The organism is Flavobacterium sp. I3-2 (assembly GCF_013389595.1).
Lineage (GTDB): Bacteria > Bacteroidota > Bacteroidia > Flavobacteriales > Flavobacteriaceae > Flavobacterium.
Genome location: NZ_CP058306.1, coordinates 1,624,610 through 1,642,995, shown reverse-complemented (window position 1 = coordinate 1,642,995; position 18,386 = coordinate 1,624,610). Strand labels below are relative to the sequence as shown.

The window sequence follows — 18,386 nt, the reverse complement described above, 5'->3', positions numbered from 1 at the left end:
TTTAAGGAAACACAAAGATATGTTTAACAAAAAATTATTTCGTTTCTAAATCTGAGAACGAAATATTTTAACTACTTTAGTTGAAAATTTATTGATGAATGCTATTTGGCTATTTATGAAAAGAAACTATAAAATAATACTTGCTGTTCTAGCAGTATCTGCTGTTTTGTGGAGTTTCATCCCAAAAAAAGAAGAACCGAATCCTGAGAAAGAAGCCATCTTAATGGAGCTATTGACTTATGTAATACAAAATGGTCATTACAATGCTACAAAAATTGACGATGCGTTTTCTAAAAAAGCTTTCAACGATTATCTTAATAACATAGATCCAAACAAACGCTTTTTAACTCAAGCTGATGTTGATAATTTCAAGAAATTTGAATTAGAAATTGACGATTTGGTAAAAAACAAAAGCTTTGTATTTTTTGATTATTCATACGCAACTTTACAAGAACGCATGAAAGAATCTCAAGAAATTTACAAAGAGATTTTATCTAAACCTTTTGATTATACAATCAAAGAAGAAATCAATACGGATTTTGAAAAAATGCCTTTTGCAAAAGACAAAGCTGAATTGAAAGAACGTTGGAGAAAGCAATTAAAATTGAATGTTTTATCAAGTATAGAAGATAAAATAAAAATCCAAGAAGGTAAAGATGTCGAAGAAATTGAAATTGAAGAACCTAATACTGAAATCAAAATTTCTAGCGACAAAAAGAAAAAGAAAGATCCTATTGAGAAAAAATCTTTCGAAGAATTAGAAAAAGAAGCAAGAGAAAGCACACTTAAAAATTTGAACGATTATTTTGAAGTAATCGAAGAATTAACACGTGCTGACTGGATGAATGTTTACATAAATTCTATTTTAGAACAATTCGATCCACACACATCATATTTCGCACCTGAAATTAAAGAAAAATTTGACGAAAGTATGCGAGGTTCAATGGAAGGAATCGGTGCGCAACTTAGCAAGAAAAATGATTACGTTGAGATTACTGAAATAATTGCAGGTGGTCCAGCTTGGAAAGATGGACAACTAGAAAGTGGTGATATCATTCTAAAAGTAGCTCAAGGAAAAGAAGAACCTGTTGACATCGCGGGTAAACGTTTAGATAACGTTGTTAAATTAATCAAAGGTAAGAAAGGAACAACTGTAAATTTAACTGTCAAAAAAGTTGACGGAGATATTAAAGTAATTTCAATCCTTAGAGATAAATTTGAAATTGAAGAAACCTATGCAAAATCTACCATCATCGAAACAAAAGATGGTAAATATGGTATGATTCAATTACCAAAATTCTATATCGATTTTGAAACTAGAGATAGCCGTGATGCCTTTAAAGATGTTGCCATTGAAATTGAACGCTTAAAAGAACAAAACGTTCAAGGTATCATCATGGATTTAAGAAACAACGGTGGAGGTTCTTTACAAACAGTTGTTGACATGGTTGGTTTATTTATTGATCAAGGTCCAGTAGTTCAAGTTCGTTCTCAAAAAGGGCAACGTCAAGTTTTATTTGACAAAGACCCAAAAGTTCAATGGGATGGTCCACTGGTAGTTATGGTAAATAATTATTCTGCTTCTGCTTCAGAAATTTTTGCAGCAGCGATTCAAGATTACAATAGAGGTTTAGTAATTGGTTCAAAACATTCTTACGGAAAAGGAACCGTTCAAAACATGCTAGATTTAAACTCAATCTTAAAAGTTAAAGATTACGATTTCGGAGCAATTAAATTCACTTCTCAGAAATTCTATCGTGTAAACGGAGGTTCAACTCAGTTAAAAGGTGTTGAAAGTGATATTATCATGCCAGATCGTTTAACTTATATTGATTCGGGAGAACGTGACATGGAAAACGCAATGGAATGGGATAAAATCGAAAAGGCAAATTACAAACCTTTTAATTACGATTTTACAACGGTTATCAATAATAGTAAAAACAGAATGTCAAACAATTCGCAATTCAAGTTAATTGACGAAAATGCAAAATGGATCAGCTCACGTAAAGACGAAAATACATTCTCATTAAACTATGATGATTTTACTAAAAAATCAAAAGAAATAGACGATAAGGCAAAAGTATTTAAACCGATTAAAAATTATAAAAACGAATTGGTTTTCCTTTCGTTACCATACGAAATAGAGCTTTACAAAACAGACGAAACTTTGAAAAAGAAACGTGACAAATGGCACGAAAACTTAAATAAAGATGTTTATGTGGACGAAGCTGTAAACGTTTTAATTGACATTAAAAACAACACCAAATCTAAAAAGTAATTAATTAGATGTCTCAAAAACATTTATCTCATAATCAAATGGCGCTCCAAAAATTCAAAAAGAATTTTTGGGGCGTTTTGAGTTTTTGGTTTATTGTATTTTTAATCTTAATATCTATTTTCGGATATTTCATTGCACCTGATGCATCTACAAATGCAAACAACGGCGATGTTTCGTTAAGTACAAAACCTATGGGATTTGAAGTTGAAATATTACAAGTTCCAATCAAAGAAAAAAGCAATAAACTTTCGAATTGGTTTACCGGTTTTGAAATCACCGACCAAAACATTCCCATCTTAAATTATCAATTTAAAAACGATACGCTTTATTACAAAGAATACCATCAAGATGGTGCGTTGGCACAAACCAAATCGATTCCTATAAAAGCCTTTCATAAAACAGAAGCCGAAATTGTTTCTGAAAATATTTTTCATAAGAAATATTATTTAGGAACCGATAATCAAGGTCGAGATTATTTAAGCCGATTAATTATTGGCTCACGTGTTTCTTTAGCCATTGGTTTTGTTGCGGTAGGAATTTCATTAGTAATTGGTGTTTTCATGGGAGCTATTGCCGGTTACTTTGGCGGAAAAGTAGATGCTGCTGTACTTTGGATCATCAACGTTATTTGGTCTATCCCTACCCTACTTTTAGTTATTGCGATTACCTTAGCTTTAGGAAAAGGATTTTGGCAAGTATTCATTGCCGTAGGATTAACCATGTGGGTTGAAGTCGCTCGTGTAGTTCGCGGACAAGTTATGAGCATCAAACAAATGCAATACGTAACGGCGGCAAAAGCATTAGGATATTCACATACACGCATTATATTTAAACATATTTTACCAAACAGTTGGGCTCCTGTAATAGTTATTTCGGCGGCGAATTTTGCATCAGCAATTTTAGTTGAAAGTGGTTTAAGCTTTTTAGGATTAGGTGCTCAAGTTCCTATTCCTAGTTGGGGAGGAATGATTAAAGAACATTACAGTTACATCATTCTTGGAAAAGCGTATTTAGCTTTAATTCCCGGAATTGCCATGTTACTTTTAGTTGTTGCCTTTATGATGATTGGTAATGCTTTGCGAGATGCGTTAGATGTAAAAAATTAAAAGCTGTTTCAAATCTGAAACAGCTTTTTTTATTTAATTAATTTCTGACGTAAATCACTACGTGTGCCATTAAAAATATTGACATCAACTTTGGTTCGAATTCCCGGAACCGTTCCTTTTTCTGTAAACTGCCACATCATCCATTCGGGCTTTATATTCTCAACAAAGAAATTATAATTGGCAATCCAAACCTCGTAATCAGCAAAATCATCTTTTAAATGGGTTTTATAAAAATACTCACCCGAATATAAAATAGGTTTTACTTTGTAATGATCTTCTACCAAGTTCAACCATTTTTTTAACCCAACCTTTAAACTATCCATCGATTGTTTTTTAGGTAATTCTTCAATATCTAAAATCGGAGGGAAATCACCAGCTTCTAATTTGGTATTTTTAATAAAGTTTTTCGCTTGTTCTACCGAGCTTTCATTCGGACGATAATAATGATAAGCGCCACGTATAAACTGAAAAGCACGTGCTTGTTTGTAATTCTGTTCAAAACGAGCATCTACGCCATCAACACCCATCGTTGAACGAACAAACACAAAATCAATCGGAAATTCATCGTACATCAAATTCAGACTATCCCAAATAATCGGTCCTTGATAATGCGAAACATCAATACCAAACAACATATCGTCGTGGCGTTTCATCACTTCAACATTCCGGACATCAAACACTACGTTTTTATCATCCTTCTTATCAAATTTGGAACTAAAATAATACGAAATCCCATCTTTAAACGTAATTAAAAACCAAACAACAAATCCAAAAATACCTAATAAAATTCCAATACGTAAATACCAACGCCAAGCCGGAGTTTCTTTTTTCTTCTTTTTTACGGTTCGTTTTCGAACAGGTTTCATCGGATTTTTACTTTGTGTGGTCATCGTACAAAAATAGAAATATTTCGAGATATTTTTAATTCAAAAAGTTTGAAAGCTTTGAAATTATTTTCAATACTTTTACACTTAAATAATTAGTGATGATTATACAAAACAACTTCCTTACAGTAAAAATAGCAACTTTTGGTGCCGAAATAAAAAGCATTTTAGATAACCAGAACAACGAATGGATGTGGAATGCAAACCCTGAATTTTGGGGCAAAACATCTCCAATTCTTTTTCCGATTGTAGGAAGTTTAAAAAACAACACGTTTATTTATAAAGGAGAAAACTACAGTTTATCACGTCATGGTTTTGCGCGCGATATGGAATTTGATGCCGAACAAATTTCAGAAACCAAAGCCATTTTCACTTTAAAAGCGAATGAAAAAACTTTAGTAAACTATCCGTTTTATTTTGAATTGAAAGTAATTTATACGCTTCATAACAAGCAATTATCTTGTACATACGAAGTAACCAATGTGGGTAACGAAACCATGTATTTCTCAATTGGCGGGCATCCGGCATTTGCTTTAGGAAATAATGCTACCGACTTTGAAAACTTTTATTTAGAATTTAATAATGATACTTCAATAAATCGTTTGAAATTGGTTAACGGATTAATCTCTGAAAACAAAGAAATCATAAATCTTGACAACCAACAATTACCCTTGCATTATGATTTGTTTAAAGAAGACGCCATGGTTTTTCGTGATTTAAAAAGCAATGCCATTGCGATAAAGAATACCAAAAACGAAAACAAACTAACGCTTACGTTTGATGATTTTACGCACTTTGGAATTTGGACGGTACAAAATGCTCCGTTTATTTGTTTAGAACCTTGGTTTGGAATGGCCGATTTAGATAATCACAACCAACATTTTGAAACTAAAGAAGGAATGCTTGCTTTAGAACCTCAGCAAGTTTTTGCGAAAAATTGGAAAATAACAATTGAATAAGTTTTTTGCTATTCGGTACTTTTTGTCATTCCAAACTTGTTTTGGAATCTCATAATGTTTGTAAAAAATGAAATGCTGATTTGAGCTTGCAAACAGACGAAGTAATCTCATCTTATTTATAAATTTATTGCGAGATGCTGAAACGAAATCAGCATGAAAAAACCTTATGACTTTCAACCTTATAACTTTTGACCTTATGACTTTCGACTTTAAGACTTTCAACTTTAAGACCTCCTATGCTTCTCTTGAATCCACAAACCCATGTATTTAGTCGCTTGATTGGTTTGATAACGTAAAATTTCACCAAACAAATTGGTTTTTCTATACGTATCTAAATGTGTAGCTAAATCAGCTAAACGGTTTTTAAACAAATCCGAATATTGTTTTTTGTTGGAAGTCGCATTTAAAATTGAAAGCCCGTTTTGTGTAGCAGTTTCCCAAACCGATGCATCGGTATATAACAACACCGCTTGATCAATAAAATCTGAATCTGAATCACAAATAAAGCCATTCCATAACTGATTTTCTTGCATCGATTCCGAACCTAATTGCGTAGTAACCGATGGCAAACGATTACGCATAGCATCGATAAACTTACCTTTAATTCCGGCACCAAACGGAATCGGAGCTAACAATACCTTGTGTTTCTGCATTTCGATATTCACATCTTTTGCACGACCGTTTACAAAAAAGTTTTCGGCAGGTTTATGCAATTGCAACGCTTTCGGGTTTGGATAAGCACCAAAAATATGTATTTCTGCCTTTGGAAGTTTCTTGCGCAACACCGGCCAAATATCACGTTTTAAACGCAACACCGTTTGCCAATTGGGTTCGTGCATAAAATTACCAATAAACATAAAATGCACACGAGCTTCAAAATTGGGTAATTGCTCCAAATCCGTTTCAGAAAGGTTTTTTTGCATAAAAGGCAAATACATTAAAATTTGAGTCGGAACGTTAAACTGCTTTTGTAGCATTTCCATTTCAAATTCCGAAATAATCAAACTTAAATCACAACGCAAAATCGAAGCTACTTCACGAATCATTTCATCGGTATGGTAATTTACTTCTTCTTGTTTCTTAAAAGCTTTCTCTCTGGCTTTTCGAACAAAATGTAAATCTTCCGTATCTAAAATTTGAATCGCTTGTTTGCAATTTTCACGCACGCGCCATCCAAACTGCTCTTCAATCATAAACCGATCATACACCACCACATCGGGTTGCAATTCCGAAACAAAAGCATCAAAACTCGCATCGTTTAATAAAATGTCATGTTCAGTTACTTTATCCGGATCAAACACAAAAGCAAAGTCCGATTTATGAGCCGCGCATGCAAAATGCACTTCGTATTGATTTTCAGTAAAAAAATCAATCAATTGCAACATACGCCAACCCGCCGCAGACGAGGTAGGTTCTGGCCAAACAAATCCAATAACTAATACTTTTTTGCTTTTCATTTTTTACTTTTTTACCACTGATGATTCTTTTTTATTCGTGCATCTGTGGATACATTGCAAAATAACAAAATCTAAAAGCAGCATCCGATTTTATTGGGTGGAAATATATTTGTATTTTTGGTTTTTAAATACTTACCAATTATGTTAGGATTAAAATTGTTAACCGACCCACGTTGGGCGAATATTGCAGAAGGAAATTTAGAAGAGATTTTAACCGACCATGCGTGGTGTGAGCAAAAAGCGGCAACCAACGCCATTACGTTAATTACATATAATTCGGAACACGAAGATTTAGTTACCCAACTTACTGAAATTGCAGTTGAAGAAATGCAACATTTTCAGATGGTACACAACATTATTAAAGAACGTGGATATACTTTAGGTAGAGAACGCCGTGACGATTATGTAGGGCAATTGCTTAAATTTTTAAAGAAAGATGGATCGAGAAACGAATCGTTTATTGATCGTTTGCTTTTAGCGGCGATGATTGAAGCCAGAAGCTGCGAACGTTTTAGAGTTTTGTCTGAAAATATTAAAGACGAAGAATTAGCGAAGTTTTACAGAGAGTTAATGATTAGCGAAGCCGGACATTATATGACGTTTTTAAAGCTTGCTAAAAAATACAGTACCGATGTAGATGTAGATAAACGTTGGAAACAATGGTTAGATTACGAAGGAGAAATTATTACCAATTACGGTAAAAAAGAAACCATTCACGGATAGAAAACACTTTAAAAATATGAGCCAAGAAATCCCAAAATTCCACGAAACCTTTCATCCTATTTTAGACATTTTATCTAACAATGAAATTATTCATACTAGAGAAATGCAAAAAAGAGTAATTAAAAAATATTATTCAAATCTACCTAAAGAGTTGTTAGAAGAGAAAACTAAATCAGGAGAAATTCTTATCAATAACAGAATTGCTTGGGGTAAATCATATTTAAAGAAAGGTGGTTACATACATTATCCAACAAGAGGTAATGTTCAGATTACTGAAAAAGGGGTGAAACAAAAAGCACCTTTAAATTTAAAAGATTTAGAAGAAGAAAGTACTCTTCTAGACTTTTATAGAAATGAAAAAGAAAAACACTCTCATACAACTGATAGCGAACAAATCATTAATGCTTCACCTCAAGATTTAATAGATGAAGGTTTTAATCAAATAGAACGTGAAGTAAAAAATGATTTACTTGAAAAATTAAAAACAATTGACCCTTACTATTTTGAAAAAGTTATTCTAAAACTTTTAAGTAAAATGGGGTATGGTGATTTTGAAACTACAGCTAAATCTGGAGACGGAGGAATTGATGGGGTTATTAATGAGGATAAACTTGGACTTGACAAAATATATATACAAGCAAAAAGATTTACCGAAAATAAAGTTCGTGAAAAAGACATCAGAAACTTTATTGGGGCAATGAGTGGAGATACTAATAAAGGGGTTTTCGTTACAACTTCATTATTTGATAACGGAGCAATTGAAAAAGCTAAGAATGCACATCATAAAATAATTTTAATTGACGGAAATAGATTAGTTGATTTAATGCACGAGTTTAATGTAGGTGTGCAAATAAAACAAACTTATGAAGTAAAACAGCTAGATGAAGACTTCTTTGTTGAACAATAAAAACGAATAAACAAAACGCCATCAAATAAATGATGGCGTTTGTTTTATAAAACATCCCCCGTATTCACAAACTCAATCCCCAAAGTCAGCATTTCTTGTTTGGCTTTTTCGTAATTGGTTTTGTCAATATACTTAGTAGCATCTTCAATCACAACTGTTTTATAACCAAGGGTTGCCGCATCTTTAGCGGTGTAAAATACACAATAATCGGCAGCTAAACCGCAAATATATACTTCGGTAACTTGTAGCTCGGTTAAAAAACCATGCAAGCCGGTGCTTTTGCGTTGGTCGTTATCGTAAAAGCCGCTGTAACTATCTACTTCTATATCGGTTCCTTTTCTAAAAATAGCGTGTATGTTTTGGGTGTTTAAATCGGTATGAAATTCAGCACCAAAACTTCCTTGTACGCAGTGGTTGGGCCACAATACTTGCGGTAATCCGTTTAGGTCAATAACCTCAAACGTTTGCTTATTTACATGGTTACTTGCAAAACTTTTATGTGTTGCAGGGTGCCAATCTTGGGTGGCTACCACTACATCGAATTTGTTTTGTATGTTATTCACTAACGGAATAATGGCATTAGCGTTTTTTACTTCAAGCGAGCCACCTTCTAAAAAATCATTCTGAATATCAATAATTAAGAGCGCTTTCATAAAATTTTATGTTATATTTAAGATTAGTTAATTGGTCGTTTTTAATAAAAACACAACCTTTGAAATACAGAACAATCACCGAACAACGCAAATGTAAATTACATACGGTTTGTAATTTTTAAAGTGATTAAAACATTTTTTATGGACAAAAAACAATTAAGAAGTACCATCTTTCAACATTTAGACGGATTGGTTACTGCCCCGATTGTATCGGCTTTAAACAGCAAAAACATTCTTAACGAATTTCATCTTAAAAACGAATGTACTTTAGATGAATTAGCTCAAAAATTTAACGCAAACAAAGGTTATTTAAATGTTGCTTTACGCACCTTAGCTTCGCAAGGTTTTATCGATTATCAGGTTGATAACAAACAAAACAGCGTTACCGTTAGCACAAACGAAAACACACAAACCTTTATTGATTATGCTTATTTGTACGATGAAGTTACGGCTTTTTTAAAATATTCAATTGATTTTCATCCGAGAAATTTCGACAAACAACCTTTTGAAAAACTAGCGGTTTTATTTGATAAGTTCTATCAAAACTTTGGAATTACTTTTTCTGGAAATGAAAACGAACTGCGTATTCAAAAACAAATCTTAAAACACATCGAAGGTCATTTGGTTGGTCCAACGATTGTACGATTGGCTATGAGTGGTATGTTTCATAAATATTTTATGGAATCGTCTTTCAAGGCAGAAGAATTCCACAACGAACCTGCTTGCTTTGAGAAGATTCTTGATTTCTTAACACATTTGGATTGGTTTACTAAAAAGAATGCTAACTACCAATTCACAGAAACTGGATTGTTCTTTGCCAAACGTGCGGCATCATACGGAGTTACGGTTTCGTACCTACCGATGTTTAGTAAAATGGAAGATTTACTTTTTGGCGATGCCGAACGCATTCGTCAACTAAACGAAGGTGAAGATGAAATTCACGTAGATAGAGCCATGAATGTTTGGGGAAGCGGTGGCGCACATGCTACTTACTTTAAAGTGATTGATGATTTTATAATTGAGATTTTCAATCAACCATTAGACAGTCAGCCGAAAGGAATTTTAGATATGGGTTGTGGTAACGGTGCTTTTCTACAGCATTTGTACGAAACCATCGAACGTTACACGTTACGAGGTAAACATTTGGATGAATACCCGCTATTTTTAGTAGGTGCTGATTATAACCAAGCGGCTTTGAAAATTACACGTGCCAACTTGATTAAGAATGATATTTGGGCAAAAGTAATTTGGGGTGATATTGGCGACCCAAATCGTTTGGCTACTGATTTACAAGAAAACTATGGCATAGCTTTAGACGATTTATTAAACATGCGTACGTTCTTAGACCATAACCGTATTTGGTTTGAACCTAAAAATATAAATCCAGAACGCGTGAGTACTTCAACTGGAGCTTTTGCGCATCGAGGTGTTTATTTGTCGAACAATTTGGTTGAAGAAAACCTGTTAGAGCATTTACAAAAATGGCAACCTTATATTAAGAAGTTTGGTTTAATGGTGGTTGAATTACACACCATTGATCCTGCAATTACATCGAAACATTTGGGCGAAACACCTGCAACAGCTTACGATGCTACCCACGGATTCTCGGATCAGTATATTGTGGAAGTGGATGTTTTTCATAAAGTTTGTAAAGAAGCTGGTTTAGAACCTGATGAGAAATTGTTTAAAAAATTCCCGAATTCAGAATTAGCTACCGTAAGTATTAATTTATTAAAATAAACTCAATATAATTCAAAAAAAAAAAAAAAAAAAAAAAAAAAACTATATTAGTACAGTATAATTCTTTACCCCAAAAGAAATGCTAAAAAAACTACTACTATTTATGTTACCCTTAACAACGTTTGCTCAAACTACAGCGATTCCGGATCAACAGTTTGAGCAAGCTTTGATTAATTTAGGTATTGACAGTGACAATACTTTAAACGGTATGATACTTACAGCAGATGCCGCAGCTGTAACTCCGAGTTTAGATTTAGGCTCAGGTCTTTTAAACATCAGTTTTAATCCTGATTTAATTTTAAATTTAACTGGAATTAATGCATTTACGAATATTCAAAATCTGAATTTACATTCCCGAAGATTAGACAATGGTTTAGATATTTCAAATTTATCTGGTTTAACATCTATCAATCTTAACAATTGTAGTTTAAATACAATAAGCTTTGCTGGTAATAATGCCTTACAATTTTTAGAAATTGGTAACATCAATGACCTAGCAGGTTACAATTCAATTACCGATTTAGATTTCTCGACCAATCTAAATATCAAAGTTATTGCAGCATCAAACATGTCAACCTTACAACGAATCAATTTAAATAATGGTCAAAATATAAACAAACCTGAAATGATGATTTCTGTTGGTCAAACAGTTGGGAATAATCCAAATGCTGTTTGTATTCAAGTGGATGATGTAACAGCAGCTCTTAACAATTTAGCACCTTATAATACTTGGATGGTAACAGGCAATTATTTTTATAGTGATAATTGTGCTTTAAGTGTTGATAAATTCGTAAAGGATAACATCAAAGTTTATCCAAATCCAACATCCGATTATGTTTCGATAACACAATCAAATAATGAGCTTGAGGTCAAATCGGTTTTAATCTTAGATGTAACAGGAAAATATCTAGAAACCGTAGCATCAAACTTTGAAAACATTTCGATGAAAAACTTTGCTTCTGGTGTTTATTTATTTGTGATTCATACCAATAAAGGTAGTGTTACCAATAAGATTATAGTAAAATAAAAAAAATCCACTCAAATAAACGAGTGGTTTTTTGTTTTATAAATAATACCTGTTTTTAATATTTTCAATATCTAAATTTGAAACATCCGTTAAATTACCATTATGTAAAAAAACATTTTTAGTGGCAATTTTATATAAATCTTCATAATTATGATCAGTTATAAGAAAAATCTTATGTTTATTCCAATTTATATATTCAGAAATTTTCTCAATCATATTTGGAGCTAAACCTGAAAATGGTTCATCTAAAATACAAATAGGCTTTTTTGAAAAAATAACCATTAGCAATTGAATATAAAATCTTTGTCCGTAAGATAATTCCCTAATCTTTAATTCTAAATTATTGCTAACCATTTCATCATTTAAAACAAAAGCATTTGTGCTTAAATCAAAAAAAGTAATCAAGCGTTTAACAGTAAAACTGTTAGGTAAAAATACTTCTTGAGAAGAATAGGAAAATAATTTGACTAAATCTGATTGCTTTAAAATCTTACCATTGAATTTACGATAAATAAAATCTGGTTTTTCTAATCCTAAAATACATTTAAACAAGGTTGATTTCCCTGAACCATTTCTTCCAAATAATCCCAATATTGACCCCTTTTCTACAGAAAAAGCAACATCATTTAAAATTACTTTATCATTAAAATTCTTTAAAACACTATCTACATTAAGAGTTTCCATAACGCAAGTATTAAAAAATTAATAACCACTGTAGAAGTGTAAATACTTATCGAGCTAATACCTAAATTATAAAATAAGATTTTATTCTTCTTGAAAAAATATTCATTAGATCCAATGATTATAATACTTAGAAAAAAACTTGTTAAAACATTTGCAGGGAATATTCTAAAATAAACTAACAAATAGAAAACTATATTCAATATCCACAAATATCTATTGTAATATAATATAACTCTAATCATGTAGTTTTATAGTTTAAAATTAAAGACTTAATTCTCTAAAGGCAAGAAGTTAAAGTTCTTAGAATAGAATAACATTTGTTCTGCAAACGTTTTTGGATACGAAATAATAATATCAACAATTTCACCTTTATCATCTGTAATCGGAACTAAAACCGGATTTACAAATCCACGATACGGTGCGTTTTTAAATTGTTTGTTACGTTCTAAAACCTCAGCATGAATTTTCTGATCTACTTTTACTCCATAAGTTTCAACCAAGGCTTTACCAGCTTCGTAATCACCTTCTGATTTTATACGTTGCGTTTCTTGCAACAACTGACCGAATAAGTTTCGTAGTTTATCGTAATCGTTAATCTTGAAATACGTTTTACCATCTTTAGTAATTTTCTCAATTACGTTATCTGCTTTACCTTTTTCATAAACCCAAGCACTCACCCATTGACGGTTTCTCATGTGTGCTTCTTCGATATCTCGACCTGGTTCAATACGAACCAATTGCGTCATTAAACCATTACGAATATAATCGTTATAAGCCGCCATTCCCATTTTTTGCCAATCGTCAACCAAACCTAGATCTTGAATTTTTGGATCGTATAAATAATACAAAGCCACTAAATCTGCACGACCTTCCTCTAAAGTAGAAGCGTAACTTTTCAAAGTTTCTTTAGGCGAACCAACACCTTTGTTTATTTGCCCTGAAGCATGTCCTACAACTTCGTGTAAAGCCGTATGTAACTTATCTGCAATTTCGCCGTAACGTTCTGATAATTCAACTTCAGTTTGATCGTAAGCGAATTCTTTTAATTTTCCGCTTCCGCCGGTTTTATTATAAGCTTCAATTATATTTCCTAATGAAACCGATTTTGAACCGTGTTCAGCACGAATCCAATCAGCATTCGGAAGGTTCACTCCAATTGGTGTACTTGGTGAAGTATCTCCAGATTCAGCAGCCACTTCGACAGTTTTGTACGAAATACCAACTACATTTTTCTTTTTATGTTCTGGTAATAAAGGTGAATTATCTTCAAACCATTGTGCGCTTTTAGAAATCACATCCATTTTGGCAGACATATCAAAATCTTTGATTTGAACGGTACTTTCGTACGAACCTTTATGTCCAAGCGGATCGTTATAAACTTCGATAAATCCGTTGATGTAATCGATATTTCCTTCGGTTGCATTTAACCATGCAATATTATAAGCATCCCAAGTTTTTAAATCACCTGTTTTATAAAATTCGATTAAAAGTTTTAATGCATCAGCTTGTGCAGGATTTTCGGCAACAGTTACAGCTTTTTCTAACCAAAAAATAATTTGGTCAATTGCTGCTCCGTACATGCCACCACTTTTCCAAACTTTCTCTTCTAATTTACCTGAATTATTACGAATCAATTTGGTGTTTAAACCTGTTGAAATCGGACGTAAAGAATCTAAATGTACAAATGAATTATAGAATTTTTCGACATCAACATCTGAGATATTTTTGCCATAAAAGTTCACCGCAGAACCTTGAACAAATCCTTTTGATTCGTCTAAGTTTACTTTTTTAGCATCAACATCGTTAAACAAAATTTCAACAACAGTTCCGTCTAAATTGGTATCTGTATCTTTTAATAACTTTTGAAAATACGATTGAGAAAAACCTGGCTTTATTTTATCGTTTGAATAATGATGATGAATTCCGTTTGAAAACCAAACACGTTTTACATAAACCTCGAATTTTTTCCAATCGTCAGTCGTTTTATCACCATCAAAATTTTGATAAATATTTTCTAAAGCGGCACGGATTTTTAAATTGTATTTGTAGTTCTGATCCCAATAAATATCACGACCTGCATAACCAGCTTGCGCTAGATAATAAACTAATTTCTTTTCTTTTAAGGTTAATTTATTCCAACTAGGAATGTCGTATTTTAAAACTTCAATATCGGCAAACTTATCGCCTTCAAATTGAATTTGAGTCAAACTATCTATCAACGCTTTGTTTTTATCAAGCGTTTCTTTTTTATTACATGATGTGAACATTACCATTGCTAATGTGAATGCTGCAATTGTATTTAATTTCATCTTCTTAATCTTTAAGTAAAAACAAATATAACGAATATTACGATTTCTTGGTTTCGTTTAGTATTTGATTTAAATTTTCTAAACTCAATATTTTTTTTGAATGATAATATCTCAAAACAATTTCAGCTTTTACCAACTCGTTATCGTGCGATTGATAAAAATTAAATTGATATATTTTTCCTTCTTTTGTTTTCAAGGTACAAACATTTCCTACACCACTTGATATTTTTGGTCCAATCCATTTATTTCTATCATAACGAATAAAAAAATCATCGTTAATAAAATGAATCGATTCGATATTTTCTAACGGAATTTCTTCTTTTGCAATCTGGATGTTATTTTTATTTAAGGTAAGATTACCTATAAACTTCCCGCGTTTGAAATCGATTTTATAATGATTTAAAATAATCGTTACAATTAATGGCACGAAAGATAAAATAAAAATTATCGTAACAATCCAATAAGCGTAAACGTTTATATCAGCAATCGACCGCATCCAAACAAAAGCAATCGTTGCAATTAATATGATTGCTAAACTATAAAACTCAAAATAAAGTTTTTTTATTTTGGCCGATTTAAATATAGGATAATTGGTAACTGGCATAAAAAAAGTAAGCTCTGAAAATCAAAGCTTATTGTTGCGGTAAAATATTTTTAAGAAATTCACTCATTTGGTCGAATAAATCTTTTGGATTTGCGTATTTGATATGAAAATTTGACAATCCGTATAAGATTGGAGAAATTGGCGCGTTTTCATGTTGTAAATAAACAATAGGTTTGCGTTTTGCTTTTGCGTAACCAACTTCAACAGATGAAGTAACGGTTTCGTAAGTGGTTTCGACAATAACAAAATTACTATTATCAATTTCTTTTAAAGCTTTCTGAACCAATTCGATCTCTTGTCCTTCTTCAAAAACGTGCTTATCTACAAAAATATATTGCTCAACACTGGCTGTACTTAACGCCATTCCTAAAGCAATAATCTCTTTGCTTAATTTTTTTCTGCTATTGTGATCTACTGAAACGTATGCTTTCATAAATATTATTCTGATAATGTTTGTAAAGATACGGTATTTTGTATGATTAATAAAGAGTTATTTATTCTGTAACAACAGTTTCTCTTTCGCCATCTTCTTGTTTACCCTCTTTAATCATTTCGTTAACTTCTTTCATTTCGTCTTTTTCAAGTTCTTCGACTAAATCATCTTGAACATTATTCTTTTTATCGATATAAAATTCACAAAATAAAGGCAAATGATCAGAGCCAAAATTTTCTTGAGCTTCTATTTTTTCAACAAAAATATCTGAACTATGAAACATTTGATCGATCGGAAAACGAAGAAACCAATATTTGGCATGAAAAGTAGAAATCAATCCACGACCAATTCTAGGATCAATCATTTCGGATGTTTTCCTAAATAAAACCGAAGATTTTGCCCAAGCAACATTATTAAAATCTCCAACAACAATTGAGGTATATTTATTATTTCGAATATTTTTAGCAACAGATAATAATTCACCATCTCGTTCTTTAGAAGTTTCTTCTTCCGTGGGACTAGGCGGCGGCGGATGCACTCCAAAGAAAACAAATTCAAATCCATCTTTGGTTTTCATCAAAGCTTCGACACTTGGAATATCATCAGCAACAAAATAATGAACCGAAGATTTTTTAATTTCAATTTTTGAATATAAATGAATGCCATAAGTATTTTCTAATCCAACCTCAACAAAATAAGGATAATTATTTTTAAAAACCTGCATCGCATTTTCCCAATCACCGTTAGATTCCATCGTTAAGATGACATCTGGATTTTGTTTTTTCACGTAGGAAATAAACTTCTGATAATCTTTATTAAACTGAAAAACGTTCGCAGAAATTAAAGTAATTGTTTTAGAAGCTTTATTCGTTTTAATATGTTTTTCAATTTTAAACAAAGGCGTGTATTTATACAATAAAGAAACTTCATAAATCACACAACCAATCAAGGCAATCTGAAAACAATAAAAAAACACATCGCTTTTTACGAAGATAAAACCAAAGATTAAAAGCAATACTTGAAAAATCAGAATTTGAACTTTTCCAAAGTCGAAAACCCTAAAAAACCAATGCTGATTTGGGATTAAAGGAATAAATGTAGAAATAATTAAAAGCGAACCGAATATGCAATAGAAAATTTTCATAGTTTTTTATATGAAAGTATGAAAATTTATCTAAAAAACAAACAAGTTATTTAAAATTAAGCAGTTGCATCACTCGTTTGAATTCTGATTGAGGTTCTGCTTTAATTTCTAAAACTTCGTTCGTAACCGGATGATTTAATTTTAACGAAGCTCCATGTAACATCATCGTATTCATTTCATATTTCTCTAACCAAAGTTTATTTTGTTTGTTGCATCCGTGCGGACGATCTCCAATAATCGGATGTAAAATATGCGCCAAATGTTTACGAATTTGATGCATTCTTCCGGTATACGGAAAAGCTTCAACCAAACTATATCGAGAAGTTTGGTGTTTACCCGAAGGCAAATCGATCTCAGCTGTTTGCATACATTTTATCAAAGTTTGTGCTTCTTGCAAAACTCCGTTATCTTTATAAAGCGGATAATCAATAAGCATTTCTTCAGGCGCAAAACCACGTACAATAGCTATATATCGTTTTTCAATTTGTTTGGTTGTAAATTGTTCCGTCAATATTCGATTCACTTCTTTATCAAAAGCAAAAAGTAAAACACCCGAAGTTTTTCTATCTAAACGATGTACCGGAAAAACTTTCTTCCCAATTTGATCACGCAACAATTGAATAGCAAATTCAGAAGCATCACGAGCAATTGGCGATTGATGTACCAACAATCCGTGTGGTTTATTAATAGCAATTATATATTCGTCTTGATAAAGAATTTCTAACGGATTCATTTTTTAGTATATTTATGGAAATCATTTTACGCTTCAAAGTTAGGGTAAATTGAATATTCGAAATTATATAAAAACAAAAAAACGTCCGATTGCTCAGACGTTTTTCTATATAAACGATATTCGTTTTATATTATTTGTTAGCTGCAAAACGAGCTGCAACTTCTGCCCAATTTACCACGTTAAAGAAAGCGTTGATATAATCTGGTCTTCTGTTTTGGTAGTTTAAGTAGTAAGCATGTTCCCAAACATCCATTCCTAAGATTGGAGTTCCACCACAAGTTACACCTGGCATTAATGGATTGTCTTGATTTGGCGTAGCACAAACTTCTAATTTACCATCTTTCACACATAACCAAGCCCATCCAGACCCGAATTGTGTAGCTCCAGCTTTAGCGAAAGCATCTTTGAAAGCATCAAAAGAACCAAAAGCAGCATCAATTGCTTCAGCTAATTCTCCTGTTGGTAAACCACCACCATTTGGGCTCATTACTGTCCAGAATAAATTGTGGTTGTAAAATCCACCACCGTTATTTCTTACAGCTCCGTTAGACATGTCTAAGTTAGCTAAGATTTCTTCAATTGTTTTTCCTTCTAATTCAGTTCCAGCGATAGCTGCATTTAAATTAGTAGTATAAGCTTGGTGGTGTTTTGTATGATGGATTTCCATTGTACGAGCGTCAATATGAGGCTCTAATGCATCATAAGCATATGGTAAACTTGGTAATTCAAAAGCCATGGTTTAATA

The 18,386-nt window shown here is 32.2% G+C and carries 17 protein-coding genes; 7 read left to right on the top strand and 10 right to left on the bottom strand.

Annotated features, from left to right (window positions below):
- Positions 1–94: 94 nt before the first annotated feature.
- Positions 95–2,278, top strand: a complete 2,184-nt coding sequence (locus HW119_RS07735; RefSeq protein ID WP_177762883.1) for a carboxy terminal-processing peptidase — start codon at positions 95–97, stop codon at positions 2,276–2,278.
- 8 nt (positions 2,279–2,286) lie between these two features.
- Positions 2,287–3,384, top strand: coding sequence for an ABC transporter permease (locus HW119_RS07730; RefSeq protein WP_177762880.1), 1,098 nt, complete (start codon positions 2,287–2,289; stop codon positions 3,382–3,384).
- Positions 3,385–3,413: 29 nt separating this feature from the next.
- Here HW119_RS07730 and HW119_RS07725 read toward each other — a convergent pair whose 3' ends face one another.
- On the bottom strand, positions 3,414–4,274 hold the full coding sequence (locus HW119_RS07725) for a glycoside hydrolase family 25 protein (RefSeq protein ID WP_255498068.1): 861 nt from the start codon (positions 4,272–4,274) through the stop codon (positions 3,414–3,416).
- Positions 4,275–4,369: 95 nt separating this feature from the next.
- Between HW119_RS07725 and HW119_RS07720 the strand changes: the two genes are divergently transcribed.
- Positions 4,370–5,227: an aldose 1-epimerase family protein gene (locus HW119_RS07720; RefSeq protein ID WP_177762877.1), complete on the top strand. Its 858-nt coding sequence runs from the start codon at positions 4,370–4,372 to the stop codon at positions 5,225–5,227.
- 224 nt (positions 5,228–5,451) lie between these two features.
- Here the strand turns inward: HW119_RS07720 and HW119_RS07715 are convergent, their stop codons facing one another.
- On the bottom strand, positions 5,452–6,684 hold the full coding sequence (locus tag HW119_RS07715; protein WP_177762874.1) for a glycosyltransferase: 1,233 nt from the start codon (positions 6,682–6,684) through the stop codon (positions 5,452–5,454).
- 141 nt (positions 6,685–6,825) lie between these two features.
- On the opposite strand from HW119_RS07715, the gene HW119_RS07710 reads away from it, so the two are divergent.
- Positions 6,826–7,407, top strand: coding sequence for a tRNA-(ms[2]io[6]A)-hydroxylase (locus HW119_RS07710; protein ID WP_177762871.1), 582 nt, complete (start codon positions 6,826–6,828; stop codon positions 7,405–7,407).
- Between the two features lie 16 nt (positions 7,408–7,423).
- Entirely contained in the window at positions 7,424–8,314 is an 891-nt protein-coding gene (locus HW119_RS07705) for a restriction endonuclease (RefSeq protein ID WP_177762868.1), read from the top strand.
- 44 nt (positions 8,315–8,358) lie between these two features.
- Here HW119_RS07705 and pncA read toward each other — a convergent pair whose 3' ends face one another.
- Positions 8,359–8,967, bottom strand: a complete 609-nt coding sequence (gene pncA / locus HW119_RS07700; protein WP_177762866.1) for a bifunctional nicotinamidase/pyrazinamidase — start codon at positions 8,965–8,967, stop codon at positions 8,359–8,361.
- A gap of 141 nt (positions 8,968–9,108) precedes the next feature.
- Between pncA and HW119_RS07695 the strand changes: the two genes are divergently transcribed.
- Both HW119_RS07695 and HW119_RS07690 read left to right on the top strand, forming a co-directional pair.
- Positions 9,109–10,707, top strand: a complete 1,599-nt coding sequence (locus HW119_RS07695; RefSeq protein WP_177762863.1) for a class I SAM-dependent methyltransferase — start codon at positions 9,109–9,111, stop codon at positions 10,705–10,707.
- Between the two features lie 103 nt (positions 10,708–10,810).
- Positions 10,811–11,734, top strand: coding sequence for a T9SS type A sorting domain-containing protein (locus HW119_RS07690; protein WP_177762860.1), 924 nt, complete (start codon positions 10,811–10,813; stop codon positions 11,732–11,734).
- A 36-nt stretch (positions 11,735–11,770) separates the two neighbouring features.
- On the opposite strand, the gene HW119_RS07685 is transcribed toward HW119_RS07690, so the two are convergent.
- From HW119_RS07685 to HW119_RS07655, 7 genes are all read right to left on the bottom strand, one after another.
- Positions 11,771–12,418 carry an ATP-binding cassette domain-containing protein gene (locus HW119_RS07685; RefSeq protein ID WP_177762857.1) on the bottom strand — a complete coding sequence of 216 codons (648 nt, stop codon included), beginning with the start codon at positions 12,416–12,418 and terminating at the stop codon, positions 11,771–11,773.
- Positions 12,419–12,687: 269 nt separating this feature from the next.
- Positions 12,688–14,727, bottom strand: coding sequence for a dipeptidyl-peptidase 3 family protein (locus HW119_RS07680; RefSeq protein ID WP_177762855.1), 2,040 nt, complete (start codon positions 14,725–14,727; stop codon positions 12,688–12,690).
- Positions 14,728–14,764: 37 nt separating this feature from the next.
- Positions 14,765–15,331, bottom strand: coding sequence for a hypothetical protein (locus tag HW119_RS07675; RefSeq protein ID WP_177762852.1), 567 nt, complete (start codon positions 15,329–15,331; stop codon positions 14,765–14,767).
- Between the two features lie 28 nt (positions 15,332–15,359).
- Positions 15,360–15,764, bottom strand: coding sequence for a hypothetical protein (locus HW119_RS07670; protein WP_177762849.1), 405 nt, complete (start codon positions 15,762–15,764; stop codon positions 15,360–15,362).
- A gap of 61 nt (positions 15,765–15,825) precedes the next feature.
- Positions 15,826–16,908 carry an endonuclease/exonuclease/phosphatase family protein gene (locus HW119_RS07665; protein WP_177762846.1) on the bottom strand — a complete coding sequence of 361 codons (1,083 nt, stop codon included), beginning with the start codon at positions 16,906–16,908 and terminating at the stop codon, positions 15,826–15,828.
- Between the two features lie 46 nt (positions 16,909–16,954).
- Entirely contained in the window at positions 16,955–17,641 is a 687-nt protein-coding gene (locus HW119_RS07660; protein WP_177762844.1) for a pseudouridine synthase, read from the bottom strand.
- A 130-nt stretch (positions 17,642–17,771) separates the two neighbouring features.
- Positions 17,772–18,377 (bottom strand): superoxide dismutase, encoded by a 606-nt coding sequence (locus HW119_RS07655; protein ID WP_125019953.1) that lies wholly within the window; start codon positions 18,375–18,377, stop codon positions 17,772–17,774.
- Positions 18,378–18,386: the final 9 nt, after the last annotated feature.

Coding starts and splice junctions, on each gene's coding strand:
- HW119_RS07680 (WP_177762855.1), bottom strand. CDS start 14,727: ATGAAATTAAATACAATTGCAGCATTCACATTAGCAATGGTAATGTTC.
- pncA (WP_177762866.1), bottom strand. CDS start 8,967: ATGAAAGCGCTCTTAATTATTGATATTCAGAATGATTTTTTAGAAGGT.
- HW119_RS07690 (WP_177762860.1), top strand. CDS start 10,811: ATGTTACCCTTAACAACGTTTGCTCAAACTACAGCGATTCCGGATCAA.
- HW119_RS07735 (WP_177762883.1), top strand. CDS start 95: ATGAATGCTATTTGGCTATTTATGAAAAGAAACTATAAAATAATACTT.
- HW119_RS07720 (WP_177762877.1), top strand. CDS start 4,370: ATGATTATACAAAACAACTTCCTTACAGTAAAAATAGCAACTTTTGGT.
- HW119_RS07660 (WP_177762844.1), bottom strand. CDS start 17,641: ATGAATCCGTTAGAAATTCTTTATCAAGACGAATATATAATTGCTATT.
- HW119_RS07695 (WP_177762863.1), top strand. CDS start 9,109: ATGGACAAAAAACAATTAAGAAGTACCATCTTTCAACATTTAGACGGA.
- HW119_RS07685 (WP_177762857.1), bottom strand. CDS start 12,418: ATGGAAACTCTTAATGTAGATAGTGTTTTAAAGAATTTTAATGATAAA.
- HW119_RS07710 (WP_177762871.1), top strand. CDS start 6,826: ATGTTAGGATTAAAATTGTTAACCGACCCACGTTGGGCGAATATTGCA.
- HW119_RS07715 (WP_177762874.1), bottom strand. CDS start 6,684: ATGAAAAGCAAAAAAGTATTAGTTATTGGATTTGTTTGGCCAGAACCT.
- HW119_RS07705 (WP_177762868.1), top strand. CDS start 7,424: ATGAGCCAAGAAATCCCAAAATTCCACGAAACCTTTCATCCTATTTTA.
- HW119_RS07665 (WP_177762846.1), bottom strand. CDS start 16,908: ATGAAAATTTTCTATTGCATATTCGGTTCGCTTTTAATTATTTCTACA.
- HW119_RS07725 (WP_255498068.1), bottom strand. CDS start 4,274: ATGACCACACAAAGTAAAAATCCGATGAAACCTGTTCGAAAACGAACC.
- HW119_RS07670 (WP_177762849.1), bottom strand. CDS start 15,764: ATGAAAGCATACGTTTCAGTAGATCACAATAGCAGAAAAAAATTAAGC.
- HW119_RS07730 (WP_177762880.1), top strand. CDS start 2,287: ATGTCTCAAAAACATTTATCTCATAATCAAATGGCGCTCCAAAAATTC.
- HW119_RS07655 (WP_125019953.1), bottom strand. CDS start 18,377: ATGGCTTTTGAATTACCAAGTTTACCATATGCTTATGATGCATTAGAG.
- HW119_RS07675 (WP_177762852.1), bottom strand. CDS start 15,331: ATGCCAGTTACCAATTATCCTATATTTAAATCGGCCAAAATAAAAAAA.